We start from the raw sequence: 26463 nt of genomic DNA, 5'->3' as shown, positions 1-26463 counted from the left end.
CCTTCGGAAAAGACGTGTGACGCACGAATCGGCGTCGCTGCTCGGGACCCGGACCGTTTCGGTCGGTCGCGCGCCCACGGCAACATAAACGGACTGTACCCCGCTTTGTATTCCTGTTGTAGGTTGGACCGGTGGATCGCCCCGTGGTGCCCTTCGGGAGGCCGCGCGCCGAGCGTGCCGACGCGGTGCGCAACCGTGAGCATCTGGTGCGGACAGCCCGTGAGATGCTCGCGGAGCAGGGCGTGGACAAGGTCACGATGGACGGCCTGGCCGAGCGCGCAGACCTTGGCAAGGGCACCGTTTTCCGCCACTTCGGCACCCGGGCGGGCATCTTCCGGGCACTGCTCGACGCGGACGAGCGACGGTTCCAAGAACAGGTACTGTCCGGCCCGCCGCCGCTCGGGCCGGGCGCTGAGCCCGTCGAACGCCTCGTCGCCTATGGCCGCGCTCGAATCGACTTTCTCCTCGACCACCAAGCCATCGCGCGGGCGGCCATCGAACGGAACCAGACCGTCCCGGTCACCGACCCCTCGGTGACCCAGCTTCATATCCGCATGCTGCTCCGCCGGGCAGCGTCGATGTCGAGCCTGGACGGTGTCTCGGTTCAACTCACCGCCGCCCTGGAGGGTCCGCTGCTGCTGTATCTGTCGCGCCCGGAAGCCGGCACGAACTCCATGCCGGAAGAGACCAGCAGCTTCCTCGGCGACGCCTGGCAGACGCTGATCGAACGCCTGATCCGCTGACCGGTGGGTGGCGCCGGGGCGGCAGTGGATCATCTGTTCAATCCCTCCACCGTCGCTGGCCGCACTGCCGTGGTCACCGGGTTTCTACCGCACCTGTGTCATCGCCGGAGTTCCGGAGCACTCACCCGCCGAGTACGTTCGCAGGCCACGGGTATCGAATAAGTCTCCGACGCTGAGACTTTCGCATCTACAGTTCGAGGCGCCGCTCGGGTTGCTGGGACCACGGATCTTCGAAACCTGCGAATTCGACATCGACGATCTCGGCGAAGAACACGGTCACAGAGTTCCGCGAGTTGTCGGCAAGGGCGCCAAGGTCGCTCTGGTGCCCTCGCCGCCTATATGGTCTCGGGCACATGACATCTCGACCGGTGAGCTCACGTGTCGGGTACACAGGAACGGTGGCCACCGTCCAATCGTTGGGCGCCAGTTCGGGAAAGTCCTGGATGATTCGGCGCATCGCCGCGGTAGCACGGTGGGGTTCGGCCTCGGAGCCCGCGGCAACGCTTATGGCGTTGCGCATCTGGTCTACGTCGAAGCCGCGTGACCTCCAGCCGACTTGCGTGCCGGGGGCCGAGACTCGCACCCAGGTGTGTGCCGAGTTCGCTTCTCTGCTCACGTCCCGACCGAACCGCCAACTCGCAGAATAGGAGTCCGCCATCCGGTCGATGTCGACCTCGGTGTAGTCGCCTCGGTAGCGCGGCGGAAGCTGCTGGGCGCCCATGGCACGCACCACGGAGGCGGCCTCGTCCGGTGTGGCGCCATCCTCCAGGCGCACGAAGAGTCGGGATGTGTACGTGCGGGACTTGCCCTCGTAGTCGAACCAATGTGATGCGTCGACCACCCCGGGAAGAGCGTGGATGGCAGTTTCGATCACGCGTGACCAGCTGTCACGCTCGGTCTGGTCGGGCCCTCGTGCCGGAAGAGCACATCCTGTCAGCAGGACTGCCGCCATCATCACTATGACAACCGGGGTGGTTGAGCGCATAACGTGTCATTCTGGCGCCTGGAGTCGGCCAGTGCGCGTTCACACCTTGCGTGCGGGCCAGTCCATACCCCTGGCCGCCGCGTCGGAACCGCCGTCGACGAACAGGACCGAGCCGATGACATAGGTCGAGTCCGGCCCGAGCAGGAATGTCACGGCGGAGGCGACCTCGTCGGCGGTTCCGGCGCGTGCGGACGGGATGGCCGCGATGTACTTCTCGGTCGCCGCCGCGGTGACCGGATCCGCGCTCGCCGCCCGGCTCATCGGGGTATCGATCACACCGGGTGCGACCGCGTTGAGCCGGATGCCGTCGGAGATGTACTCGGCGGATCTGGTGCGGGCGTAGTACGCCAGCGCGGCCTTGGAGGCGGGATAGGTCTGGGTGCCCCGGGGCGTCTCGTTCGCGTCGGCGAGTGCGCCGGCCGCCTCCTCGTCGCCCGCCAGGCAGGCCTCGGCGACCTCGGTGTGCCAGTTCGATTGGCAGGTGGTCGAATTGGAGCTGAACAGGACCGCCGCCGGCAGCGGGGCGGCGGCGAGCAGGGGACGCAGGCCCTCGAGCAACTCCACGGCGCCGAAGTAGTTGATGGCCAGCATCCGGTGCGGCGTCATGCCGGGCGCTGACGAAACCCCGGCCGCGGCCACGAAGCCGTCGATCGACCCGTCGACACGGTCACCGACGGCGGCCACCGCGGCCTGGCGCCCGGAGAGCGTGCCGAGATCCGCGGTGATGTCGGCATTGTTCAGGTCGATTCCGAGGACGCGATGGCCGTCGGACTCCAAGCGGGCCTTGGTTGCCGCACCGATTCCCGATGCGCTTCCGGTGACGACGAATGTCTGCACGTTGCTCCTTCGCTGGAATGTGTGTGTGGCCGAGCGGCTGTCAGCGCCGGAACGCGTCCGTCATCGGAGCGGGAGCGACGTGGTCGGACCAGCCACAGGGCAGACCGCATGTCGCAACCACTCTGCGGGTGATCGTGCCGTCGATGAAACCGGTTGTCAGCAATGCCGCTTCGGCCGGATATCCGCATGCGGGGCACTTGCCGAAATAGTCGAGTATCGGCCGCAACTGCGAGGAGACGACCGGTCCGCTGTCGATACTCGTCACCGATTTTCCCGATGCGCGGGCCCGCGCGGTCGTGCCCGCGCGAGGCGTTCATCGATGCGATCGTGCGTCATTGTGCCTCCCAACAGCGGTGATATTCGCCTCGCCGGGCGATGCGCCCGACCGTGCACGGTGTGTGGCCGAGCGAGCCAATGATGCTTCAGGTCGGCGGACCGTGACGCCGTCGTCCCAGTGAACGGAATCCCGGCCGTTGCCCGCGGTCCGCATTCCCTATCGTCTCGCCCGCGCGGCGGCACCACCGCCATCGCGATCAGCATCGGAGGTAGCGGCCCGCTACCGACGATGCACGAGCACCCCGGAAGCCCGTCGTCGCCGCGCGGTGACAGGGAAGATGTTGTAGCTCAACGGTTCACCGATCGTGATCACGAGAGTTCCGCCCGGCGCGGCCCGGAGTTCGACGAGAGAAGAGGCAGACCATGCCCGATTCGGCAACCGAGATCACCAATCTGCTCTACCGATATGCGGAGAACATCGACGCCGGTCGGCTCGAAGACGCCGCCGAGCTGTTCCGGCACGCGCGGATCCGGATGGGTGCCGGACCCGACCTGCTGGATGCTGCCGGTCTGCTCGAGACGCTGCGGGCCACGGTGCGGATATATCCCTGCGGGACGCCGCGGACCAAACATGTCACCACCAACCCGCTGCTCGAGATCGACGTGGACAACGGCCGGGCACGATGCCGGTCCTATTACACCGTGCTGCAATCGACACCGGAACTGCCGCTGCAGAGCATCGTCACCGGGCGCTATCACGATGAGTTCGAGCGGGTCGACGGGCAGTGGCGCTTCACATTTCGTGACTACAGCATGCTCGATTACGCCGGTGACACCAGCCGGCACCTGCGCAGGGGGCCGGTGAGCGCGGTGCCGTCCGCTGCCGGGAAGAGCGACGATGCCGCGGTGACCGAGGTGGTCAACCGCTACGCCTACGCGCTCGACGATCGCGACTGGGCCGGCTTGGACGAGGTCTTCGCCGAGGACGCGGTCGCCCGGTACGGCCGGCCCGCCGGTCGCCCGATCACCGGTCGCACCGCAATCGTGCAGATGATCCGCTCGATGCTGGACGGCTGCGGGCCGAGTCAGCATCTGCTCGCCACCCATATCGTGACCGTGGACGGTGACACCGCCGTATCGATGTGCAAGGCCCGGGTGTACCACTACGGCGCCGGAGTGAAGGCCGCACTCGAGCCCTACGAATGTTTCGGTGTCTACCGCCACTCGCTGCGCCGGACCGCGGCGGGCTGGCGGGTGGCCGAATTACATTTCGACGTCCACCACACCGTCGGTGACATTCGGATCGTTCAACCGGACCGAGACCGCTCAATCGGGGTTTCCACTCAGCGGGACCCGCGGTGACCGAGATTGGAGCCGTTCACGCTGCTCAGGCCCCATGAATAGAATGCAGTTCTTTCCGGTGCGACACATCGGTACAGATCGCGTTTCTTCCGGGTACGGTTCGTCGACAGGATCAAGAACGAGGTTCTAATTGTTTTCGGAACGCTCGCCGAGTTCTCGAATGGGAGGAGTGGTCGCATGACAACGGATCCGGGCACGCTGATCGGCGAACATGTGAACCGCGCCGTGACGCTGCGTGTCGCATGCCACGGCATCGCCGAGCCGCGACCGGAGCGAATGCGGTGACGGCCGGTACCGGCGAGGTCATTAGCATGATGCCGGTGACATCCGGGGCCGAGTTGCCGATGAGTACCGAGTCGATGACGGCGGGCCAGCTCGGGCGACGGCGCCGGTTGGCCGACGCCGTGATCGAGATGCTCGAGCAGACCGAACCCGACCGCATCAAGATGAAGGACGTCTCCCAACGTTCCGAGGTGGCGCTGGGAACGCTCTACCGCTACTTTCCCGCCAAACAGCAATTGCTCGCGGCGGCGATGCAGGAGTGGAACAACCGGCTGCTGCACAAACTCGACACCGAGCGCGCCGCTCCCCGTGTCGCGGACGGCGCCACGGTGTGTGAGCGGGTGCTCGCCCTGCACCGGCGGGAGATGCGCGCATATCAGCGCGGGCCGCACTTCGCCCGTCTGGAGATCGAATTGTATTCGTCCACCGACGAATACGTGATCGAGACCTTGGATCAGCGCGCGGCCGCGAACCGCGCGGCCCTGTTCGATCTGATGGATGGGGTGCCGCCCGAGCTGGCCCGGGTCGCTTCCCTGGCCATCGGCGGGACGATGCTCACCGCACTGGCGTTGTGGACGTCGGGCCGGATCAGTTTCGCGGAGGCGCTGCGCAATGTGGAGGACGTCATCCGGCTCGTCCTCCCGGAGGAATAGCAGCCGGATTCCGGATTCCTCGGCGATCGCCGGATCGCCGGGAAGGACGAACGATCATGACTTCCACCCGCGCCTTCTTCTCTTTCCCGGAGATCACCGATCCCGGTCGACACGCCGAATACAACGAGTGGCACATGCTCGATCACCGCCCCGAAAACCTTGCGCTGCAAGGAGTCGTCCATGGGGACCGATGGGTCCTGTCGCCGGACTGCGCGGCGGTCGGGACGAGAGCCGACCCGTTGCTGCGGGATTTCCACTACATGGCGATGTACTGGTTCGCCGAACCCGCCGACGACAGCGAGCGGGAGTGGAAAGCGCTCGGCCGGTCGACTCTCGAGCAGGGCCGCCGACCCGAGCTGTCATGGACCCGGCGCTCGGTGACCGGATTCTTCCGGCCGGTTCGCGGCCGGATGAGCGATCGCTCGCAGATATCGTTGGCCGCGTTGCCATTTCGTCCGACGCGTGGCGTGTATGTGCGGATATGCGAGCTGCGCGACCCCGCCTCCGCCGCCACCGGGACACTCGATCGCTGGTACGACCGGGTGCGGGTCCCGCAACTGCTCGAGGCCGCCGGCGCGGTCGGAGGGTGGACGTTCCGCAGTGAGCGGCTGCAGCTGGCCGGTGCGCGACCGGATCGACTGCCGCACTGGCGGCTGCAGTTGATCCATCTCGATGAGGATCCGCTGGACTATGTGGCCGACCTCGCCGAGCGTGATCGCGCACGCGAGGACCCCGTCGATTCGAGTGAGCTGGAATCCGTGGTTTTCGAGGGTCCGCTGCGCAGCATCGTTCCGTGGCAGTGGAATTGGTTCGACGAGCCCGCGCCGACGACGACGCACTGACAGTTATCCACCCGCTCGAATCGGCAGGAATTCGCTGCGCCGACCAAGGCCGATCAAGCGCTTGGTCGGATCGGTCGCGGCAGTGCCGGTTCATCGAGAGGGCATCTTCTCTTCAATCGTTCCAGGAGGATTCGCATGGGCAAGCCGGTAGTAGTCGACGTGGCACGATCGCCGATCGGCCGCCGTGGCGGATGGTTGTCGGGATTGCACGCCGCCGAACTCCTCGGCGCGGTGCAGTCGGGCATCCTCGGCCGGCTCGGCGTGGACCCCGCATCCATCGAGCAGGTCGTCGGTGGATGTGTCACCCAAGCCGGTGAGCAGTCGTCCAATGTGGCGCGCACCGCGTGGTTGCACGCGGGGCTGCCGGAGCGCACGGGCGTGACCACGATCGACGCCCAGTGTGGTTCCGGTCAGCAGGCGGTCAACCTGGTCGCCGCGCAGATCGCGGCCGGCGTGCTGGATGCCGGGGTGGCGTGTGGTGTGGAGGCCATGTCGAGAGTGCCGCTGCTGTCGAACATCTCCGAGAATGTCGGCCGGCCCCGGCCCGCCGACTGGTCGCTGGATCTGCCCACCCAATTCGTCGGGGCGGATCGCATCGCGCGCCGCCGCGGTTTCGCCCGCGCCGATCTCGACGCGTTCGGCTTGCGTTCGCAGCAGCGCGCAGCCACCGCATGGCAGGAAGGACGTTTCGACCGTCAGATCATTCCCGTCGAGGTGCCGGGGACCGACGGCGCCGCGAGCACCGTCGTCTCCCGGGATCAGGGGCTACGTGACACCTCCCTGGAGGCGCTGGCCGCACTGAACCCGGTCCTGGAGGACGGTCTGCACACCGCCGGCACGGCCTCACAGATCTCCGACGGTGCCGCGGCCGCGGTTCTGATGGATCACGACTTCGCGGTATCGCTGGGGTTGCGACCGCGGGCGCGGATCGTGCGGCAATGTCTGCTCGGAAGTGAGACCCGCTATCTGCTCGACGGGCCGGTACTCGCGGTCGAACATCTCCTGCGGCGCACCGGAATGTCGCTCGGCGACATCGATGTGTTCGAGATCAACGAGGCCTTCGCGGCGGTCGCCATGTCGGCCGCGCGAGTCCACGGCATCGACGAGGACCGGCTCAACGTCAACGGCGGCGCGATCGCGCTGGGGCATCCGGTCGGATCGTCGGGCGTGCGGCTGGTCGGTGCCGCGATCGACGAGCTGGAACGCCGGGACGGCGAGCGCGCGCTGGTGGCGGTCTGTGCCGGGGGCGCGATGGTGTCCGGCGCCATCATCGAAAGGATCTGATCGTATGCGGCTCACAGGATTCGACGGCGCGGTCGCGGTGGTGACCGGGGCCGGCCGGATGCGGTCCATCGGACGCGAGACCGCGGTGGCGCTGGCCCGCGCGGGCTGCGATGTGGTGGTGACCGGGACCGGGCGTTCCCCCGACCGGTACACCGACGAGGAACGTGCCTGCGGGTGGCGCGACATCGACTCCGTCGCAAGCGAAATCGGCGAGCTGGGCCGGCGTGCGAGCGCACTGGTCTGCGATGTCACCAGCGAAGCGGCGGTGGACGATCTGGTCCGGCGCGTGCGGGCGGAATACGGCCGAGTCGACATCGTCGTGAACAACGCCGCCGCGGCCCGCGCCGGCGATCGGGTTCCGGTGATCGAACTGGGCGTCGACGCCTGGGATGCGGTGCTGACGGTGAACCTGCGGGGCACCTTCCTGGTGAGCCGTGCCTTCGCCCGCGCCATGGTCGACGGTGGCGGCACCGGCAGCATCGTCAACATCTCGTCGATCGCGGGCAAACTCAGCGGAGCGAACACGGCCGCGTACTCCGCGTCCAAGGCCGCGGTCCAATCGCTGACCTCGTCGATGGCGAAGGAATTGGGCGCGCACGGTATTCGCGTCAACGCGCTGTGCCCGGGGGTGACCGGGACCAGCCGGATCGAGGACCGGTCGTCGCGGATGTGGCAGGACTACGTCGCGGCGAACGTGCCGCTGCGGCGGATCGGCGACGCACGCGAGGTTGCCTGGGCGGCGGTATTTCTCGCCAGTGAGCAGGCCGGCTGGATCACCGGTCAGTCCTGGAACATCGACGGCGGTCAGCTGACCGTGCGCTGAGAATCGAGCGGGTCGTAGCAGGAAGGTGTCATCGCAGATGGCCGATCAACCGGTGCAGCCGAACCCACGCGCGGAGGTCATGGCGTACCTCACCGCGCCAGGAGCGGAATTCGAGATCACGCGCGAACCCGTCGACGGACGGCCGATGCCGGTGTTCCGGCATCGCAGACATGCGCTGGGGCAGGTGCTCGCCGAGTCGGCGGCGTACGGGGAGACGGAATATCTCGTCTGCGGTGAGACCCGACTCAGTTTCGCCGGACATCTGGACCGTGTCGCTTCGCTGAGCCACGCACTGCGCACGGAATTTGGCATCGGCAAGGGCGACCGGGTGGCGATCCTGGCCGCCAACAGTGCCGAATGGATCGTCGCGTTCTGGGCGGCGACCGCGGCCGGCGCCATTGTGGTCGGGATGAACTCGATGTGGTCGGCGCGCGAAATCGCCTACGCCATGGGGCATTCGACACCGGCGCTCGTCGTGGCCGACGCCCGGCGCAGGGAACTTCTCGGCGTGGTCGATGTGCCGGTGCTGTCGATCGAAGAAGACATCCCGCGACTGTCCACCGCGGCGAGGAGGATGTCGCTACCGCCGTATGACACGGTCGAGGACGACCCGGCGGTCATTCTCTACACGAGCGGAACCACGGGCCGTCCGAAGGGCGCGCTGCATTCCCATCGAAATATGATCGCGGCGATCGACTTTCATCGTTTGAACGATGCCGTCGCCGCGGAGCTGGGCAGTGCTCCCGTCGCTCGCCGGTTCCTGCTCGTCTCGCCGCTGTTCCACATCTCCGCGCTGCACAACCTCGCCCTGCCTCGTCTGGCATTCGGCGATACCGCCGTGATCGGCACCGGGAGATTCGACGTCGATCGGGTGTTGCGGCTCATCGAGGCCGAACGGGTCACCAACTGGGGAGCGGTGCCGACGATGCTGCACCGTCTGCTGGAACACGGTGACCTGTCCGGCTACGACCTGTCCTCCTTGCGGACGGTGTCGGTGAACAGTGCTCCCTCGACCACGTCGTTCAAGGAGCGGCTGCGCCGGGCCCTGCCCACGGCCGGCCGCTCACTGGGAACGTCCTACGGCCTCACCGAATCCTCCTCTGCCGCAACACTGGCGACCGCGGCCGATCTGGAGCAACGGCCGGATACGGCCGGCACCGCCGTGGCGACGATGAGCATCGAAGTGCGCGACGAGCACGGACGGCGGCTCCCCGACGGCACCGAGGGGGAAATCTGCCTGCGAGGTCCACTCGTCATGCTCGGGTACTGGAACGACCCGGAGGCCACGGCCGCCGCGATCGACGAGAACGGATGGCTGCGCACGGGAGATCTGGGCACTGTCGAGGACGGTCATCTCATCGTCAGCAGCCGCCGATCGGACCTGATCCTGCGCGGTGGTGAGAATGTCTATCCGACCGAGGTGGAGAATGCGGTGAGTGAACATCCCGCGGTGGCCGAATGCGCCGTCATCGGGGTTCCGCACGCCGATCTCGGCGAAGAGGTGGTCGCGGTCGTGGTGCTCGCGGATCCGGGTGCGGTCACCGCGCCGGCGCTGAGCGCATTCGTGGCCGAGCGCATCGCGCGTTACAAGGTGCCCGCGCAATGGGTGATCACGACCGAGTCGCTGCCACGCAACGCCACCGGGAAAGTCAAGCGGCGAGACGTCATTCGGGCCTTTTCGGATGGTGGTAGCTGACGGTACGACACTTTCCGCTGGATGGGATGGCGCCGGTCCCGTGAGGGACCGCACCGTTAGCCTCCAGCCACGTCGCGGCATCGGTGAACGGCTAGGAGAACAACTGTGGATTTGCGGGAATCACCCGGGCAACAGGAGCTCAGGCGGGAATTGCGTGCCTATTTCGCGGCGCTGCTTCCCGAGGACGAGCGGCGCGCCGCCGGTGAGCAGGGTGTGGGTGGTGACCGGTTCCGCGAGATCGTCAAGATGCTGGGCGCCGACGGGTGGCTGGGCATCGGGTGGCCGGCCGAATTCGGCGGACAGGGCCGATCCATCGAGGACCAGTTCATCTTCTTCGACGAGGTGCAGCGCGCCGGTATCCCGTTCCCGTTCGTCACGGTCAACACCGTGGGCCCGACAGTGCAGAAATACGGCACCGACGAGCAGAAGGCCCGGTTTCTACCCGGAATCCTCGCCGGCGACATCGTTTTCGCGATCGGATACACCGAGCCCGAGGCGGGCACCGACCTGGCATCGCTCGAGACACGGGCGGTGCGCGACGGTGCCGAGTGGGTGGTGAACGGCAACAAGATCTTCACCTCGGGCGCGAACACCGCCGACTACGTCTGGCTGGCATGTCGCACCGATCCGGACGCACCGAAACACCAGGGCATCTCGATCCTCATCGTGCCGACCGATGATCCCGGCTTCTCCTGGTCGCCGATCCACACCGTCGGCGGACTGACGGTCACCTCGACGTACTACTCCGATATTCGGGTCGGTGACGACGCCGTCGTCGGCGACCCGAACGGCGGATGGCGGCTGATCACGGCACAACTCAACCACGAGCGCATCGGCCTCGCGGCCCTGGGCGGGCGCACCGAGGGCCTGTGGAATCAGGTGCTCGACTGGGCCCGCGAGTCGGGTGCGATCGAGATCGCCTGGGTACAGCAGGAATTCGCGCGCACGCACGCGAAATTGGTGGCGATGCGCCTGCTGAACTGGAAGATGACGGCCGCGGTGGCGGCCGATACGCTCTCGGGCGCGGACGCCGGGGCCACGAAGGTGTTCGGCACCGAAACCCATGTGGACGTCTACCGGACCCTGCTCGCCATCCTGGGCGCCGCCGGACGGATCCGCCCGGACAGCCCGGGGGCGATCCTGGCCGGGCAGATCGAGCAACTCTCGCGGCAGGCGGTGGTCAACACCTTCGGCGGCGGGGTCAACGAGGTACTGCGGGACATGGTCGCCACCCTCGGTCTGGGGACCGCCAAGGCGGCCCGCGGCCGATGAGCGTTCTCGACCCTCGGAACACGCCGGCCGGCCGGGACATCACACGCGAGGAGAACTGATGGATTTCGCCTTCACCGAGGAGCAGACCGCGATCGCGGATCTGGCCGCCGCCGTCTTCGGCGGCAAGTCGGGAACCGAGCGCGTCACGGTCGTCGAGGCCGGCGAGGAGCGTATCGATCGCGAGTTGTGGCGGGAGCTGGCCCGGGCCGGGCTGGTGGGTATCGCACTGCCCGCGGAAGCGGGCGGCGGTGGTCTGGGTTTCACCGAACTGTGTGTGCTGCTCGAACAGCAGGGGCGCAGCGTTGCCCCGGTGCCGCTGTGGGAGACCGTTCTCGCAGCCGCGGCGATCGTGGAATTCGGTACTCCCGAACAGCAGCACAGGTATGTGGTGCCCGCCGCCGACGGTGAGCTGTTCCTGACCGTCGGCCTCGAGGAATTCGGCCCCGCCGACCCCACCCGGCCCGCGACGACCGCACACCGGTCGGCCACCGGTACCTGGGAGCTCACCGGTGCGAAGGCGGTGGTCCCGGCCGCGCATATCGCCGCCCGGGTGGTGGTTTCGGCCGCGACCTCGTCGGGAACCGGCCTGTTCCTGGTGGATCCGGCCGGTGCGGGGGTGCGTGCGGAGAACAACGAGACCACGACCCGCGCGATCGCCACGAATCTGGACTTCGACGGTGCGCCCGCCGAGCTGCTGGCCGAGGGAGATTCGGTGGCCTGGCTCGTCGCGCGGGTCGAGGTCGCGCTGGCGGCGCTGCAGGCCGGTGTCGCCGCCGGAGCGATCGACCGGGCCGTCTCGTACCTCAACGGGCGACGGCAGTTCGGGCGGCCGCTGTCGACGTTCCAGGCGGTGAGTCATCAACTGGCCGACTGCTACATCGATCTCGAGGCGATGCGGGTCACGCTGTGGCAGGCGGCCTGGTTGCTCGGCAACGGCGAGGACCCCGGGACCGCGGGGCTGGTGGCCAAGTGGTGGGCCACCGACGGCGGGCAGCGCGTGGTCCACCGCGCCCAGCACGTACACGGTGGGATCGGAGTGGATATCGACTATCCGGTGCACCGATACCTCTTGTGGGGCAAGCAGATCGCCGCGACACTCGGTGCGGCGAGCGCCGATCTCGCCCGGCTCGGTGATCGGATCGCCCGGATCGGGGTGCCGCTGTGATGCCGGCCGACATCACGGTCGGCGTGCGGGAGATGTTGTCCGGCACCGATGCACGCGACCACGAGGGGCCGATGAACCTCGAGCCGCCGGTCCGCCCGACGCTGGCCACCGCGCCGCACGACAGCGTGGTGACCTCCTCGCCGCGCGATGTACCCGTCGATCGCGCGACAGCGGCGGCGCGGCGGGTGATCGAGGCCCTGATGCGCACCGATCGCCGCGCCGCGAATCTGGACCGGGTGACCGCGGTGCTCGACACCATCGCCGACCACCTCGATCAGCACGCGCCGCCGGTCGCGGATCGCCTGATCGACATGTGGCGCGGTGAGGGCATCACCCGGCACGACCCGGCCACCGGGGTGGAGAATCCGCTCGCACCGCCACTGGTTCTCACCGGCCGGGCGGACGGATCCGTCGATGGTGTCGTCACCCTGACCATTCCGTATCAGGGGCCGCCGGGACATGTGCACGGGGGAGTGGCCGCACAGCTGCTCGATCACACGCTCGGGGTCGCGAACATGTGGGCCGGGCGCAAGGGCGCCACCGCGCAGTTGAATGTGCGGTATCACCGTCCTACACCGCTGTTCGAACCGCTCACGGTATGCGGCCGGTTGGTTTCGGAGGACGGTGCCAAGATCAATACGGTCGGCGACATCCGCACTGCCGACGGCACGGTCTGCGTGTCCGCGCAGGGTTTGTTCATCGACCAGAGCGCGTTCGCGCGTCCACGCTGACGCCCGATGATCCGGGGAGCGACCGCCGGCCGTCCCGAGGGTGCGGGCAGGTATACGACGACAGGAGTTGAGTTGGAACGCGCGACCATAGCCGAGATGCTGCTCGATCGGCGCGACGACACCCACCTGGGTGTGCGTACCCGCGAACGGGACTGGACCTGGGACGAGACGGTCCGGGAGAGCGCGGCACGCGGTGCGCTGGCCGCCGCGCTGCGCACCGACGGTCCGTTCCACATCGGCGTGCTGCTCGACAACACCCCCGAGTTCTTGTTCTGGCTGGGCGGCGCCGCGATGACCGGCGCCGTGATCGTCGGCATCAACCCGACACGGCGCGGCGCCGAACTCGAGGCCGAGATCCGATACGTCGACTGCCAGCTGATCGTCACCGACACCGCGGGCATGGACAAGATCCGCGATCTGGACCTCGGGCTCGGCGCCGACCGCTTCGTTCTCGTCGACGCGCCGTCCTATCCCGACCGGGTGGACGCGCACCGCGTCGCCGAGCCGGTCGCCGATCCGGCGGTGAACGAATCGACGCTGTTCCTGCTGCTGTTCACCTCGGGCACCACCGGCATGTCGAAAGCGGTGCGGTGCAGTCAGGGCCGGTTGGCGCGGCTGGCGTATGCCAACAGCGCGAAATACGGTCATGTGCGCGAGGATGTCGACTATTGCTGTATGCCGTTGTTCCACGGCAATGCGCTGATGGCGTTGTGGGCACCGGCGTTGGCCAACGGTGCGACCGTGTGCTTACCACGGAAGTTCAGCGCCTCCGGGTTCCTTCCCGACGTACGGTTCTTCGGCGCAACGTTCTTCACCTATGTCGGCAAGGCGCTGAGCTACCTGATGGCGACCCCGGAGCGGCCGGACGACATCGACAACACTCTGGTGCGCGGCTTCGGCACCGAGGCCTCGCCGGAGGACAAGGTGGAGTTCGTCCGCCGGTTCGGGGCCGAATTGTTCGAGGGCTACGGTTCTTCCGAAGGCGCCGGATCGGTGCGGGCCGCCCCCGATATGCCCCCGGGCGCGATGGGACGTCCGGCACACGCCGACATCGTCGTCGTGAACCCGGAGACCAGGACCGAATGCGCCCGGGCCCGGCTCGACCGGCACGGCCGGGTGCTCAATCCGGACGAGGCCATCGGCGAGATGGTCGACAAGGGTGGTGCCAAGCGCTTCGAGGGCTACTACAAGAACGAGTCCGCGGTGGCCGAGCGAATCCGCCACGGCTGGTACTGGACGGGTGATCTGGGCTATGTCGACGAGGACGGGTTCATCTATTTCGCCGGTCGAAAGGGCGACTGGATTCGCGTGGACGGGGAGAACACCTCGGCATTGATGATCGAGCGGATTCTGCGACGGCATCCGAAGATCATCGCGACGGGTGTCTACGCGGTACCCGATCCGCGCTCGGGAGATCAGGTGATGGCCGCGGTCGAAGTGGCCGATGTGGCGGACTTCGATCCGGTGGACTTCGCCGAATTCCTCAGTGGCCAGGACGATCTCGGCACCAAGTCGGCGCCGCGGTTCGTGCGTGTGTCGGCGAATCTGCCCGTCACCGGATCGAACAAGGTCCTCAAACGGCAACTGCAGGCTCAGTTGTGGCGTGGTGACGAGCCGGTATTCCAGCGTGCGGGGCGCGCGGAGTCTCGGTACGTGGCGATGACGGAGGCGGACAAGCAGGCACTGGAACGCGAATTCCACACCTACGGCCGCGCGCGGTTTCTCCCGGAACCGGAGCCGTCGCGGCCATGATCCGGTGCGTACCCCGCGCACGGCGGCCGGGCAGTGACCGAGACCCGCTCGGTCTCTCGGTGCCACCCGGCCGAATTGTGCAGTGCCGGAGCCGGTTCGGCGTCAGCCGCGTGACCCGCGCAACTCGCGGACCGCCTCTTCGAGCTCGCGCACATTGCGCTGCAGATCGTTGAACGCCGAACTGTCCACGGCATTCGGAGAAAGCGGTGCCGAATGCTCGGCCGCCGGTGCCGGCTGCCGCGCCGGGCCCGCCGCGGTCGAAACAGGCCGCGCCGGCCCCTGGGCGCCGAAGCCGTCGAGAAAGACCGCGACCAGGTCGTGTCGGAGCCGCTCGGCGTCGTGCTCGAGTGATGCGCGATGGAAACGCACGGTGAGCCATACGGATTCACGCAGCATCCGATGGAAGTGATCGGGGTTCACATCGGCTCGGAACTCACCCGCGGCGACACCGCGGGCGATCGCGTCGGCCCAGTAACCGTTCGCCCGGCGGACCGCGACGGCGATGCGGCTGCCGTCGGGCTGTGCCGACACCGAACTCTCGTTCTGATAGATCTCGGTCGCGAAGGGGTGGTCGGTGGCGGCCTCGAAGGACACCGCGACCATTCGATCCAGCCGTTGGCGAGCGGTTTCACCCGGTACCAGTGCGGCCTCGTACCGGGCGTTGAGATCGTCGACGAAGGTGGTCACGATCTCGAAGACGATCGCATCCTTGGAGGCGAAGTGGTGATACAGGCTGCCCGAAAGGATCCCGACATCGTCGGCGATATCCCGGACGGTGGTGCCCGCGACCCCGCGTCGGCTGAACAGCTTCGCGGCGTGGAACAGGATGTCCTGCCTGCGAGTCGATGCCACCTGACTCCTCCTCGTACCGCGCCCAGCGGACCAAGCGCTTGATCGGATCAGCGTACACGACCGCTGTGGCGCACCCCGTCGGTCCGGTTCGGCCGGATGCTCCCGAGTTCCACCAGCTCGAGAGTCGCTGTGGCTGTGCCATTTCCGTTGTACGTACCGATTGGTTGACAGTCATATGTGATCCATCTAACGTGATCAAGCAAGCGGTTGCTTTGTAGAACCCTAACTGTGCTCGGTTTCGGCGCCGGACGCCGGCCGACACGGCAGCATGCAAGGAGTACGTGCATGGATCTCGGTTCATTCCTCCCGGATTTCCCAGCGATATCGGTGTTTCGGCGGCACGGCTCGGCCGGGCTGTTCGAGGCCTGAGCAACGCCGGAATCACCTGCCCCAGAACTGTTCCCGGCGCCTCCCGTTGAGGTGGCGAAGCCGCTTGCCCAGCTGGCCGGCACTCTTCTTCTCCCCGTTTTCCGCCAGGTGCTCGCCTGTGAAAGGGGGCGAGGCCGAACGAAGACTGCCGACCGGCGATCGGCAGTCGGATTGTCCAGATCTTTCGATCGTGAAAGGAACGCGATGAACCGCAAGAGGTTTCGTGTCTCCCGCAGTGTGGTCGCGACCGCCGTCGCCGTGCTTCTTCTGGCCGGTTGTGGCGGGGGCCGGCTGGACGGTGGCTTCGGCGGTCCGGTCGGCGAACTCGACCACGATGCCGTTCTCCGGGTGACCAGCAGCTCGCCGACCAGGAATCTGGACCCTTATCTGCAGACGAGTTATGGGGGCTGGGGCTACATCACGACCGTGTTCGACCGGCTCACGACAGTCGACAAGGATGGGAATCTCATTCCGGGACTGGCGAAGTCGTGGCGGTTCGCGCCGGACGGATCGTATCTGGAGATGGTGCTGCGCGACGATGTCCGGTTCCATGACGGTGCGGTTTTCGACGCTGCGACGGTCGTGGCGAATATCGGCCGGGGTAAGAACCTGGCGGGAAGTACGGTGAAGGCCGCACTGCAGAACATCACGGGCGTCGACGTCGTCGACGACCACACCGTTCGCCTGCGGCTGGTACCTGGGACCGGAGTGGAACTGCCGGGGGTGTTCAGCACGAACGTCGGGATGATGGTGAGTCCCAAGGTGATCGAGGCCGGTACCGATATTCGCAACGGCCCGGGCGCCGGTGGCTCCGGCGCCTACGAGGTGCGGGAGTACGTGCCGGAGGAATCGCTGTCGCTGGTGCGGGCACCGGGCACGAACTGGGATCCGGCGGCGGGCCGGCTGGCCGGGATCGAATTCGAGACCATTCCCAACGCCAGGACCCGGCTGAACGGTTTGAAAACGGGGATGACCGATCTGAGCTGGGTGAGCTCGGCGAATGAAGTCGTCGAGGCGCAATCACTGGGACGGGCGGGATCACTGGGGGTCGACGAGGTCGTCTTCCGGAATGTGCTCGGCCTGTACATGCGGCCGGACGGGGATCTCGCCAAACCCGAAGTGCGGCAGGCGGTGGCCTCCGCCATCGACCCCGACGCCGTGAGCGCGCTGTTCTCCGGTACGTGTCGTCCGCATCGCCAGATGTATCCGGCGGGCAGCTGGCCGGCGGATCCGTCCTATCGGTACCCGTATCCGTTCGATCCGGACCGGGCCAGGGCGCTGGTGCGGTCGGCGGGTGGCGCCAAGATCGCGCTGGCGTTCGGCGCGGGAACCAATACCGAGAACACCGCGAATGTCCTGCAGGGGAACTTGTCGAAGGTGGGTATCGACGCGAGTCTGAACCCGGTCCCGAATACGCAGAACGAACCCCGGTACATCGCCGGTGATTTCCCGTCGATGGTGGCCAACAGTTTCAGTCCGAAGGTCGACCCGGCCGAGACCGTGAATACATTCCTCTTCGGTCCGTACGCCCTCGCGAACGGCAATCCGAAGATCCGGGATCTCGGGGCGAAGGCCGCCGATCCCACATTGACCCATGAGCAGCGTGCGCCGATCTATCAGCAGATCTGGGATCTCGCGCTGCGAGAGGCGATGTTCGTGCCGATCTGTAATCAGACCAACGCCCAGATCTTCACCGGCAAGGTTGTCGGCGTGGACGACATCCCGTGGGTGGACCTCGGAATATTCGACATTCGTCATGTGGGAATGACCAAGTAGTCGGTCCCGTACAGCTAGGAGAGCCTCCATGCTTCGTTATGCCGGGAAGCGGCTGCTGGCAGCGATACCACTGCTGCTGATCGTTCCCTTGTTGATATTTCTGCTGATGGATCTGACTCCGGGCGATCCCGCGGTCGTGCTGGCGGGGGAGAACTCCACACCGAAACGCTTGCGGGAACTGCGCGAAAATCTGCATCTGGATCAGAACGTCTTCGTGCGGTACCTGGATTGGGTCGGTTCGGCGCTGCACGGCGATCTGGGAATGTCGTTGTGGTCGAACCAGTCCGTGGTGGATCTGTTGCTGCGGCGGATGTCGACAACATTGTCGCTGGTGATGTTCGCGATGGTGCTGGCGGTGCTGATCGGTCTGGTGCTCGGTATCGCGGGTTCGCTGCGCCAGGGCGGAGTGGTCGATCGCGGAATCAACGTACTGGCGTCGGTGGCGATCGCCGTGCCCGCATTCTGGTTCGGACTGGTGTTGGTATTGCTGCTCGCGGTGTCGCATCAGATATTTCCGGCATTCGGGTACACACCGCTGTCGCACGGATTCGTGCCGTGGTTCGAACATCTGGTCCTGCCGGGCGTGGCACTGGCATTACTGCCGGCGGCCGAGGTGACGCTGCAATTGCGATCCGCGCTCGGGCAGGTCCTGGGCAGCGACTACATCCTCAATGCTGAAGCCCGCGGGCTGTCCCGGGCGAGTGTGATCGGAAAACACGGTCTCAAGAACGCGTGTATTCCCGTGGTGACAGTGCTCGGATTCCGGGTCTCGGAAGTCCTCGGCGGCGCGGTGACCATCGAGATCATCTACAACATGCCGGGTATGGGGAGCCTCGCGGTCAACAGCGTTCAGAACCACGACGTTCCGGTACTTCTCGGCTTCGTCCTGTTCACCACGGTCGTCGTCGTCCTGGTGAATCTGCTCGTGGACATCTCCTACGGCTACTTCAACCCGAAGGTGCGCTCATGACCCCGACCACGTCCGCGGCCGGGCCGGCGGAAACCACCCGCCGGTTCGCATGGTTCCGCACGGCCATCGGTGTCCTGCGCAAACGACCCGTCACGGTGATCGCGGGACTGTTCATCGTGCTGCTGGTGATCGCGGCGATCTTCGCGCCCGTGCTGGCTCCCTACGATCCCTATGCGCAGGATCTGCTGCACCGGCTGCGCCCGCCGGACGGCCGGCACCTGCTGGGCACCGACGACTACGGCCGAGATGCGCTGAGCCGGTTGATCTTCGGAGTTCGCATCTCGCTGACGGCGGCACTGCAGGCAGTCGGCGTGGCATTGGTTCTCGGTCTGCCGCTGGGGGTGGTGGCGGGCTACCGCGGTGGCTGGGTGGCCGCCGTGCTCACCAGATGTATGGAGGCGCTGATGAGTACACCGGCACTGGTGCTGGCGATCACGATCGTCGCCGTCCTCGGTTCCGGTATCGGCAACGCGATGTTCGCGGTGGGGCTGGTGATGGCGCCGCGATTCTTCCGGGTGGCCCGGGCCTCGACGATGGACGTGCGCGCCGAGACCTACATCGAGGCATCCATCGCGCTGGGCTGCCGGACCTCCAGAACGATCGTCCGGCACATCCTGCCGAATGTGATGCCGCCCATCATCCTGGTCATCTCCGTATCCTTCGGCACGGCCGTCGCGTCGGAGGCGAGTCTGAGTTTCCTCGGACTCGGCGCGAAGGCGCCCGCCGCGAGCTGGGGCTCGATGCTCAGCACCGCGGCATCGAATATGCAGCTCGCGCCCCATCTGGTCTGGCCACCCGGCGTGATGATCTTCCTGACCGTCCTGGCGTTCACCTACCTCGGCGACGGTGCGCGCCGAGCCCTGACGAGGAGCCGCAATGGCAGTGACAACTGACGAGGCCGGGCAGCGGCAACCACAGCTGCTGCGGGTCCGCGATCTGACCGTGCAGTTCCGCGCGGCCCAGCGCGAGTGGGTGACCGTCGTCGACGGAGTGTCCTTCGATGTCGGTGCGGGCGAATCCGTCGCGCTGGTCGGCGAATCGGGTTCCGGGAAGACGGTGTCCTCGCTCGCGGTCATGGGATTGACCGGCAACACCGGCGGCCGGATGTGCGGCGGCTCCGTGGAATTCGAGGGCCGCGATCTCACCGCACTACCCGCACGAGAATGGCGCAAACTGCGGGGCAGCGGAATCGGGATGATCTTCCAGCAGCCGATTCGCAGCCTGGACCCGGCCTTTACCGTGGGCGACCAGATCGCCGAATCGGTTCGCAGGCATCTCGGTCTCGATCGGCGCGCGGCCCGGGCGCGTGCGGTCGAGATGCTCGACATGGTGCAGGTCGCCCGGGCCGCCGAGCGGGTGCGCGAATATCCGCACGCGTTCAGCGGCGGAATGTGCCAGCGGGTGATGATCGCGATGGTCATGGCGTGCAATCCCCGCCTGCTGATCGCCGACGAACCCACCACCGCTCTGGACGTGACGGTGCAGGAGACCATTCTGCAGCTGTTGCGGGATCTGCAGGCGCAGACCGGCATCGGGCTGTTGTTCATCACCCACGATCTCGCGGTGGTCGCGGAACTGTGCCGGCGAGTGGTCGTCATGTACGCCGGTGAGGTGATCGAGCAGGGCAGCGCCGAAGACATCTTCTACGCGCCCGGGCATCCATACACCGCGGGGTTGCTGGCATCGATACCGCAGCCCGGGCGTCGTGGGAGCCGGCGCCTGGCCGCGATCGAAGGCCGGGTCCCCGTGGCCGGCGAATGGCCGGCCGGCTGCCGATTCCACGAACGATGCGCGCACGCGCGGACCGGACTGTGCGACCACACCCATCCGGCGCTGGTGGCCACCGACCGCGGCGGGGCGCGATGCCTGCGAACCGCCGACCTCGAACTGACGGGAGTACGGCAACCATGAGTCTGCTGGAGGTGGCCGGCCTATCGAAATCGTTCCCGGCCGGACGTGATCTTCTCGGGCGGCGCACCCGGTGGACCCATGCCGTACACGACGTCTCGTTCACCCTCGATCCCGGTGAATGTCTCGCGGTGGTGGGCGAATCGGGCGCGGGCAAGTCGACCGTCGGCAGAATGGCGCTGCGACTGATCGAGGCCGATACCGGCACCATCATGTTCGACGGCGAGGATGTCCGGGCCGCCGATCCCGCCCGGCTGCGGGCGATGCGCCGGGGGATGCAGATGATCTTCCAGGATCCGCACAGTTCCCTCGATCCGCGCATGAGCATTCTCGACGCGGTCGCCGAACCGTTGATCGTGCACTCCGGCATCGACCGAGGCAGTCGCACCCGGACGGTCACGGCGTTACTCGACAAGGTCGGTATCGGCCCGCGTCACCTGGCCAAATATCCGGCCGAACTGTCCGGTGGGCAGCTGCAGCGGGTCGCGATCGCCCGGGCACTGGCCCTGAAACCGAAATTGATCGTCTGCGACGAACCCGTTGCCGCCCTGGATGTCTCGGTTCGATCGCAGGTTCTCAACCTGCTCGGCGATCTTCAGCAGGAGCTCGGGCTGGCCTACCTGTTCGTCTGTCACGATCTCGCGTTGATCGAGGTCATCGCCGACCGGGTGCTGGTGATGGCCGGCGGCCGGGTCGTCGAGTCGGGAACCGTCGAGCAGATCTACGGCGATCCGCGTCAGGAATACACCCGAAAACTGCTGGCCGCCATCCCCGTTCCTGTTCCGCGGAGTGTACGGCGATGACGGCCGGGCACACGGAGCCGTCGGCGGGTGGGAAGTCGTTCCGGCGCTGTCGTGCTCGTCAATTCGGCGGGCTCGGCCGCCACCGGGCGCAGGACGATTCTTCCATCAGCCGGAAAGACCACTGTCGTAGGTACAGGTAAATGTCCTGTAATCGTTTCAGGACCGAATTCGTATCATTCATCGCTCGGGAGAATCCTGTTCCGGAGGAATGAAAAAGCTTGCCGACGTGATCATTTCGGCCGCACAACGAATCATTCGATCACCGCCGCACGGTCATGTGGACCGCGCTGTCCGCGCGGCGGTCGGACCCCGACGCTGGAGCCCCGATGCACACACCGAAGCAACCGTCGCGTGCCGATGCGGGCCCCAGCGCCGGCGTGGCTCGCACGAGTGACGCCGCCCAGTTGCGCAAAGTCGCCTTGTCGAGCCTGCTCGGCACGGTCCTCGAGTACTACGACTTCATGCTCTACGGGACGATGGCCGCCCTGGTCTTCGGGCATCTGTTCTTTCCCTCGACGAACTCGGCCGTCTCCACCATCGCCGCCTTCGGCACCCTGGCCGCCGGATATGTCGCCCGGCCGCTCGGCGGCATCGTCTTCGGCCACTTCGGCGACCGGCTCGGACGAAAGTCGATGCTGATCGTGACCATGGTGATGATGGGCGGCGCGAGCTTCGTCATCGGCCTGCTGCCCGACTACCGGTCGATCGGCGTCGCGGCTCCGGTACTGCTGGTGGTACTGCGGCTGATCCAGGGCATCGCCATCGGTGGCGAATGGGGCGGGGCCGCGTTGATGGTGATCGAACACGCCGACGACGACCGCCGCGGCACCTGGGCTGGGGTCATGCAGCTCGGTTCTCCGCTCGGATTTCTGCTCTCCACGGTCGTGGTCATGGCGGTGAGTGCACTGCCGGACGACAGCCTCTACTCCTGGGGCTGGCGACTTCCCTTCCTGCTCTGCGGTGCGCTCGTGGTCGTCGGTCTCTACGTTCGCCTGGGCGTCGTCGAGAGTCCGGTCTATCAAAACGCGGTCGACAAAGCCGACGCCGAGCCGAGGAGCACGACGCCGCTACTGGCTGTTCTGCGCCGCCCGCGCCCGCTGATTCTGGCGTGCGCGGCCGGTATCGGGCCGTTCGCGCTGACGGCGCTGGCCACCTCGCACATCATCGCCTACGCGACCGGAATCGGGTATCACGCGTCCGAGGTGATGCGCGCTCTGGTCGCGCTGTCGTCCCTGTCCCTGCTGACGATTCCGCTGTTCTCGGCACTGTCGGACCGGGTCGGGCGCCGGGTCGTCAGCATGGTGGGGGCGGTCGGCGCCGTCGTCTTCGCGTTCCCGATGTACGCGCTCGTGAACACCGGCTCGGCATGGTGGCTGACCGTCAGCCTGCTGATCGCGCAGGTGGCGCAGAACCTGATGTACGCGCCCCTGGCGCCCTTGCTGGCGGAGATGTTCGGTACGAAGACGCGCTATACCGGTGTCTCGCTGGGCTATCAGATGGCCAGCTTGATCGGTGCCGGGTTCGTACCGCTGATCGCGAGCAGTCTCCTCGCCGCGAACGGCGGCTCGAGTCTGCCGCTCAGCGCGATCATCGTGGTGACGGCCCTCGTCACCGCCGCGGCCGTCGCCCGCACGGCCGAAACACGCGGGCGCGCCCTCACCGCCGAACCGCACGAACCGGACGAGGTTCGCGACGGCGGCGCAATCCGAGCGCCGCACCCGACCTAGGCCGGGGCGCACCATCGGTCGACCGGTTCGCGGCGGGGAGCGATCCGGACCAGTGTCACCTCCGGCCGCGCCCGGGCGGTGGCGATGCCCTGGCCGGAACCCCGGGCGACGCACCTGCGGCTATCGTGGATGTAGTTCCGATCTGGAGAACAAACTTTTCTGCTCTACAGAAGCGAGGTGACGAGTTGGGTCAGCCGTTCAAGGCGCCACCGGCCTACGCGATCACCAGTGTCGACAACGCGCTCCGGATCGCGGCGATGCTGCAGCTGGAGGGTTCATTGACCGTTTCCGAGGCGGCCGATCGGATCGGGGTGGCCGCGTCGACGGCGCATCGGCTGCTCCGGATGCTCGTATATCGCGATTTCGCGGTGCAGGACTCCGATCGGGCCTACCGAGTCGGTCCCTTGCTCGAGCTCGCCGCGCACTCCCGCTCGGCCGCGTCCCGGTTGCGGACGGCCGCACTGCCCGAGTTGCACCGCATCGTCGATCAGCTGGGGGAGTCCGCCAATCTGACGGTCCGTACCGGCGACACCGTTCGCTTCGTCGCCAGTGTCGAGTGCGGGCAGGCCCTTCGGGTGGGAAGCCGGGAGGGGATGGTCTTTCCCGCTCAGCGCACCTCCGGCGGGCTGGTGCTGCTCGCCGAGGTTCCGGCCGCCGAGCTCGCGGCGCTCTACGCCCCCGAGCGCTTCACCGAACGGCCCGAGCCACCGCCGGATCTGGGGCAACTGGGTGATGAGCTGGCGAAGATCAGGCGCAACGAATTCGCGGTCAACGACGGCCGGTCCGAACGCGGTGTGGTGGCGGTCGGGGTGGCGGTGCGTGACGGGAGCGGGAATGCCGTTGCGGCCCTGTCGGTATCGATGCCTTCGGTTCGCTACGACAAGCGATCGCTGCCGCGGTACGTCGGTGCGCTCCGGGCCGCGGCCGCACGGCTGGAACGTGGACTGGACTGAGGCGGTCCGGCCGCGTCGCGCCGCGTCGCGGCGATCTGCGCGCCCATGGCGGCGAGCGCGTCGGCGAGCTGAGCGAGCTGGTCGGTGAGGCCCCGGGACCGGTCGGCCTGCCAGGCGATGAAGGCGCCGTCGAAGCCGGCCATGCCGAAGTAGTCGAGTTCGTCGGCGATCGCCTGCGCGATCTCGGGCCCCTCGGCGACGAATGCCTCGGCGATCATGCGATGGAAATGGGCGCGCCCGTCCCGGCGGACCTGCTCGATCATCGAGCTCACTTCGGCATCGGTCGCCTCGGCGCTCATCAGCAGCATCAGGTGCAATCGCAGGAAATCGGCCTTCGCCATGAACACCTCCTCGGTGCGCCGCAGGAACCAGCCGAGCCGCTCCCGGGTGCTGCCGCCGGCGGGAGGTGTCGCCTGCGCCTGCTCCATGGCGCGGTAGAAGTCGTAGGCGCCGTGCGCCATGACCGCCGACAGCAGCCCGCTCTTGGAGTGGAAGTGGTGGTAGATCGCGCTTTTGGGGAGCCCGGTTCGCGCGCTCAGTACCGAGATCGTGGTGGCGGCGTAGCCACGTTCGGCCATCAGGCGCGAGGCCGCCTCGAGGATCTCCGCTCGCGAGCGGCGCCCGCGCCGATTACCGGCGGGGTGGTCGACCGGGGCGCGATCGTGCGAGAGCTCCATGCGAGCCAGCCTAAAAGGGCCACCCGAGCCGGCGGCGAAGGCTCGGGCCGATTCTGCACCGCGGAATCCTCTGGCAGTGTCCGCGATCACATGTGACTCTGGCAGCCAAGGAATGGAACGATCGGTCCGAAAGTGGTCGATCGTGGACATCGGGAGACCCCCATGAGTCAGGATTTCGACGCCGACGTCGCGATCATCGGATACGGCCCCTCCGGCGTGATCGGCGCTCTCACCCTCGCCCGGCAGGGCGTGTCGGTCGTGGCCTTCGAGCGCGAGCGCGACATCTATCCGCGGGCACGCGCGGTCACCGTCAACGACTGGACGATGCGCATCTTCCAGAACCTCGGTATCGACGAGCGGATCGACAAGGTCATCGACCCCCAGCGGATGTTGCGCTGGGTCACCTACGGCGGTGCGGAGGTCATGCGCATCGAACATCCGCCGAGCACGCTCGGGGCACGGCCGCGGTTCTACAACATCTACCAGCCGACGATGGAGGCCGAATTGCGTTCGGCGGGTGTGGAATACGGGGACCGGCTCACCGTTCGATACGGCGCGGAGGTGACCGGCGTCGATCAGGACGAGTCCGGCGTGACGATCACGACGACCGATCCCACGACCGGGCGGGCGCGTACCTGTCGCACCCGGTACGCCATCGGAGCCGACGGCGGTTCCTCCCGCACCCGCGGCTGGATCGGGGCGAAGCTCGACGGCGATACCGCCGATACGCTCTGGATAGTCGTCGACTGCGCGGTGCGGCGCTGGTGGCCCGACCGTGACGTCCTCACCTTCTGGACCGACAGCAAACGACCGGTTGTCGACATCGCCCTCTCCGGCGGCAACCATCGCTGGGAGCTCCCGCTCATGCACGGTGAGACCGAGGCGGACTTCCCGACGACCGCCGAGGTCTGGCCGCTGCTGGAGGCGATCGGCGTGACCGAGGACGACGTCGACATCCACCGCTACGCCTTCTACCGCCATCACGTCCGGATGGCCGACACCTGGCGCAACGGTCGCGTCTTCCTGGTCGGCGATGCCGCGCACATGATGCCGCCCTGGGCCGGAGCCGGTATGCAGACCGGGATGCGCGATGCCCATGATCTGGGCTGGAAGCTCGGCCGGGTGTTGCGCGGTGCGTTACCGGAGGCATGGCTGGACACCTACGAGGTCGAGCGGCGGCCGAACGCGGCCTTCTACACCGGCCTCGCGGTCCAATTGGGCCGCGTCATCAAACAGGAGGCCACCCCGGCCGAGATCGAGGCGATGAACGCCGTGCCCGAGGGGCTGGTGACACCGCACGAACCACCCCTGACCGCGCCGCCGACCCTGACCGCCGGTTGGTTGCGCGGTGAGATCGGTGACGCCAGCATCATCGGGCGAATGCTGCCCCAGCCGATCGTGGGAGATACCGCCGGGCGCATGACACGGCTCGACGACCTGCTCGGTGACGGTTTCGTTCTGCTCGGTGACGATGTCGACCCGGCCGCACTGCTGGCCGCCGAGGAGAAGGCCGCCTGGGACGCGCTCGGCGCGCGCTATGTCGCCGTGCGCCCGCGCAATGTCCACACGCGTGGTCGCGACGATCTCGTCGACCTGGACGATGTGCTGCGGCCCTGGCTGCAGCGCTATGGCGTCCGCGCCGTCGCCGTACGGCCCGACCGCTTCGTCGCGGCCGACGACGTGCACGGCCTCACCGTTGCGTCTTGCTGAAACTTGTTGTGACAG

General features: G+C 67.2%; 24 protein-coding genes and 1 pseudogene. 20 read left to right on the top strand and 5 right to left on the bottom strand.

Annotation, left to right across the window (positions count from 1 at the left end):
* Window positions 1-131 precede the first annotated feature (131 nt).
* Complete coding sequence (locus tag AB0L57_RS03615) at window positions 132-743, top strand: helix-turn-helix domain-containing protein (protein ID WP_364956477.1); 612 nt, start codon at window positions 132-134, stop codon at window positions 741-743.
* Between the two features lie 187 nt (window positions 744-930).
* Here the strand turns inward: AB0L57_RS03615 and AB0L57_RS03610 are convergent, their stop codons facing one another.
* Genes AB0L57_RS03610 through AB0L57_RS03600 form a run of 3 tightly spaced genes read right to left on the bottom strand, consistent with a single transcriptional unit; the run spans window position 931 to window position 2830 of the window.
* Window positions 931-1728 (bottom strand): hypothetical protein, encoded by a 798-nt coding sequence (locus tag AB0L57_RS03610; protein WP_364956474.1) that lies wholly within the window; start codon window positions 1726-1728, stop codon window positions 931-933.
* 39 nt (window positions 1729-1767) lie between these two features.
* The gene (locus tag AB0L57_RS03605; RefSeq protein WP_364956471.1) at window positions 1768-2565 is read right to left on the bottom strand and encodes an SDR family oxidoreductase; all 798 of its coding nucleotides are present in this window, start codon (window positions 2563-2565) and stop codon (window positions 1768-1770) included.
* Between the two features lie 40 nt (window positions 2566-2605).
* Entirely contained in the window at window positions 2606-2830 is a 225-nt protein-coding gene (locus AB0L57_RS03600) for a hypothetical protein (RefSeq protein WP_364956468.1), read from the bottom strand.
* 434 nt (window positions 2831-3264) lie between these two features.
* On the opposite strand from AB0L57_RS03600, the pseudogene AB0L57_RS03595 reads away from it, so the two are divergent.
* The 11 genes and pseudogenes from AB0L57_RS03595 to AB0L57_RS03545 all read left to right on the top strand — a co-directional run.
* Window positions 3265-3675 (top strand): annotated as a pseudogene (locus tag AB0L57_RS03595) (nuclear transport factor 2 family protein); the annotation flags it as partial.
* A complete protein-coding gene (locus AB0L57_RS03590) occupies window positions 3655-4203 on the top strand; it encodes a nuclear transport factor 2 family protein (protein WP_364957271.1) in 549 nt (182 codons plus the stop codon). The pseudogene AB0L57_RS03595 and the gene AB0L57_RS03590, both read left to right, overlap by 21 nt.
* Before the next feature lie 311 nt (window positions 4204-4514).
* Window positions 4515-5138: a TetR/AcrR family transcriptional regulator gene (locus tag AB0L57_RS03585; protein ID WP_364956465.1), complete on the top strand. Its 624-nt coding sequence runs from the start codon at window positions 4515-4517 to the stop codon at window positions 5136-5138.
* A 56-nt stretch (window positions 5139-5194) separates the two neighbouring features.
* Complete coding sequence (locus tag AB0L57_RS03580; RefSeq protein WP_364956464.1) at window positions 5195-5980, top strand: hypothetical protein; 786 nt, start codon at window positions 5195-5197, stop codon at window positions 5978-5980.
* 135 nt (window positions 5981-6115) lie between these two features.
* A complete protein-coding gene (locus AB0L57_RS03575; protein WP_364956461.1) occupies window positions 6116-7264 on the top strand; it encodes a steroid 3-ketoacyl-CoA thiolase in 1149 nt (382 codons plus the stop codon).
* Window positions 7265-7268: 4 nt separating this feature from the next.
* Window positions 7269-8087: an SDR family oxidoreductase gene (locus tag AB0L57_RS03570; RefSeq protein ID WP_364956458.1), complete on the top strand. Its 819-nt coding sequence runs from the start codon at window positions 7269-7271 to the stop codon at window positions 8085-8087.
* Between the two features lie 37 nt (window positions 8088-8124).
* Window positions 8125-9783 (top strand): AMP-binding protein, encoded by a 1659-nt coding sequence (locus tag AB0L57_RS03565; protein WP_364956456.1) that lies wholly within the window; start codon window positions 8125-8127, stop codon window positions 9781-9783.
* 105 nt (window positions 9784-9888) lie between these two features.
* Window positions 9889-11055, top strand: a complete 1167-nt coding sequence (locus AB0L57_RS03560) for an acyl-CoA dehydrogenase family protein (protein WP_364956454.1) — start codon at window positions 9889-9891, stop codon at window positions 11053-11055.
* A 58-nt stretch (window positions 11056-11113) separates the two neighbouring features.
* A complete protein-coding gene (locus AB0L57_RS03555; protein WP_364956452.1) occupies window positions 11114-12220 on the top strand; it encodes an acyl-CoA dehydrogenase family protein in 1107 nt (368 codons plus the stop codon).
* Window positions 12221-12291: 71 nt separating this feature from the next.
* Window positions 12292-12951: a PaaI family thioesterase gene (locus AB0L57_RS03550; protein WP_364957268.1), complete on the top strand. Its 660-nt coding sequence runs from the start codon at window positions 12292-12294 to the stop codon at window positions 12949-12951.
* A gap of 96 nt (window positions 12952-13047) precedes the next feature.
* Window positions 13048-14703: an AMP-binding protein gene (locus AB0L57_RS03545; RefSeq protein ID WP_364957265.1), complete on the top strand. Its 1656-nt coding sequence runs from the start codon at window positions 13048-13050 to the stop codon at window positions 14701-14703.
* Between the two features lie 102 nt (window positions 14704-14805).
* On the opposite strand, the gene AB0L57_RS03540 is transcribed toward AB0L57_RS03545, so the two are convergent.
* Entirely contained in the window at window positions 14806-15555 is a 750-nt protein-coding gene (locus AB0L57_RS03540) for a TetR/AcrR family transcriptional regulator (RefSeq protein WP_364956449.1), read from the bottom strand.
* A gap of 573 nt (window positions 15556-16128) precedes the next feature.
* Here AB0L57_RS03540 and AB0L57_RS03535 point away from each other — a divergent pair.
* The 7 genes from AB0L57_RS03535 to AB0L57_RS03505 all read left to right on the top strand — a co-directional run bounded on the left by AB0L57_RS03535 (window position 16129) and on the right by AB0L57_RS03505 (window position 24061).
* The gene (locus AB0L57_RS03535) at window positions 16129-17700 is read left to right on the top strand and encodes an ABC transporter substrate-binding protein (protein ID WP_364956446.1); all 1572 of its coding nucleotides are present in this window, start codon (window positions 16129-16131) and stop codon (window positions 17698-17700) included.
* A gap of 28 nt (window positions 17701-17728) precedes the next feature.
* A complete protein-coding gene (locus AB0L57_RS03530; RefSeq protein WP_364956443.1) occupies window positions 17729-18670 on the top strand; it encodes an ABC transporter permease in 942 nt (313 codons plus the stop codon).
* A complete protein-coding gene (locus AB0L57_RS03525) occupies window positions 18667-19563 on the top strand; it encodes an ABC transporter permease (protein WP_364956440.1) in 897 nt (298 codons plus the stop codon). The genes AB0L57_RS03530 and AB0L57_RS03525 overlap by 4 nt, the downstream gene beginning before the upstream one ends.
* Window positions 19547-20581: an ABC transporter ATP-binding protein gene (locus AB0L57_RS03520; protein WP_364956438.1), complete on the top strand. Its 1035-nt coding sequence runs from the start codon at window positions 19547-19549 to the stop codon at window positions 20579-20581. The genes AB0L57_RS03525 and AB0L57_RS03520 overlap by 17 nt, the downstream gene beginning before the upstream one ends.
* Window positions 20578-21381, top strand: coding sequence for an ATP-binding cassette domain-containing protein (locus AB0L57_RS03515; protein WP_364956435.1), 804 nt, complete (start codon window positions 20578-20580; stop codon window positions 21379-21381). The genes AB0L57_RS03520 and AB0L57_RS03515 overlap by 4 nt, the downstream gene beginning before the upstream one ends.
* A 326-nt stretch (window positions 21382-21707) precedes the next feature.
* Window positions 21708-23108 carry an MFS transporter gene (locus AB0L57_RS03510; RefSeq protein WP_364956433.1) on the top strand — a complete coding sequence of 467 codons (1401 nt, stop codon included), beginning with the start codon at window positions 21708-21710 and terminating at the stop codon, window positions 23106-23108.
* A 185-nt stretch (window positions 23109-23293) separates the two neighbouring features.
* Window positions 23294-24061, top strand: a complete 768-nt coding sequence (locus tag AB0L57_RS03505; protein WP_364956430.1) for an IclR family transcriptional regulator — start codon at window positions 23294-23296, stop codon at window positions 24059-24061.
* Here AB0L57_RS03505 and AB0L57_RS03500 read toward each other — a convergent pair.
* The gene (locus AB0L57_RS03500; RefSeq protein WP_364956427.1) at window positions 23983-24738 is read right to left on the bottom strand and encodes a helix-turn-helix domain-containing protein; all 756 of its coding nucleotides are present in this window, start codon (window positions 24736-24738) and stop codon (window positions 23983-23985) included. The genes AB0L57_RS03505 and AB0L57_RS03500 overlap by 79 nt on opposite strands.
* A gap of 162 nt (window positions 24739-24900) precedes the next feature.
* On the opposite strand from AB0L57_RS03500, the gene AB0L57_RS03495 reads away from it, so the two are divergent.
* The gene (locus AB0L57_RS03495; protein WP_364956424.1) at window positions 24901-26448 is read left to right on the top strand and encodes a bifunctional 3-(3-hydroxy-phenyl)propionate/3-hydroxycinnamic acid hydroxylase; all 1548 of its coding nucleotides are present in this window, start codon (window positions 24901-24903) and stop codon (window positions 26446-26448) included.
* Window positions 26449-26463 lie beyond the last annotated feature (15 nt).

It is taken from the genome of Nocardia sp. NPDC052254, assembly GCF_040679495.1.
Lineage (GTDB): Bacteria > Actinomycetota > Actinomycetes > Mycobacteriales > Mycobacteriaceae > Nocardia.
Note: the sequence above shows the minus strand (reverse complement) of the source record. Positions and strands in the feature narration are given on the sequence as shown.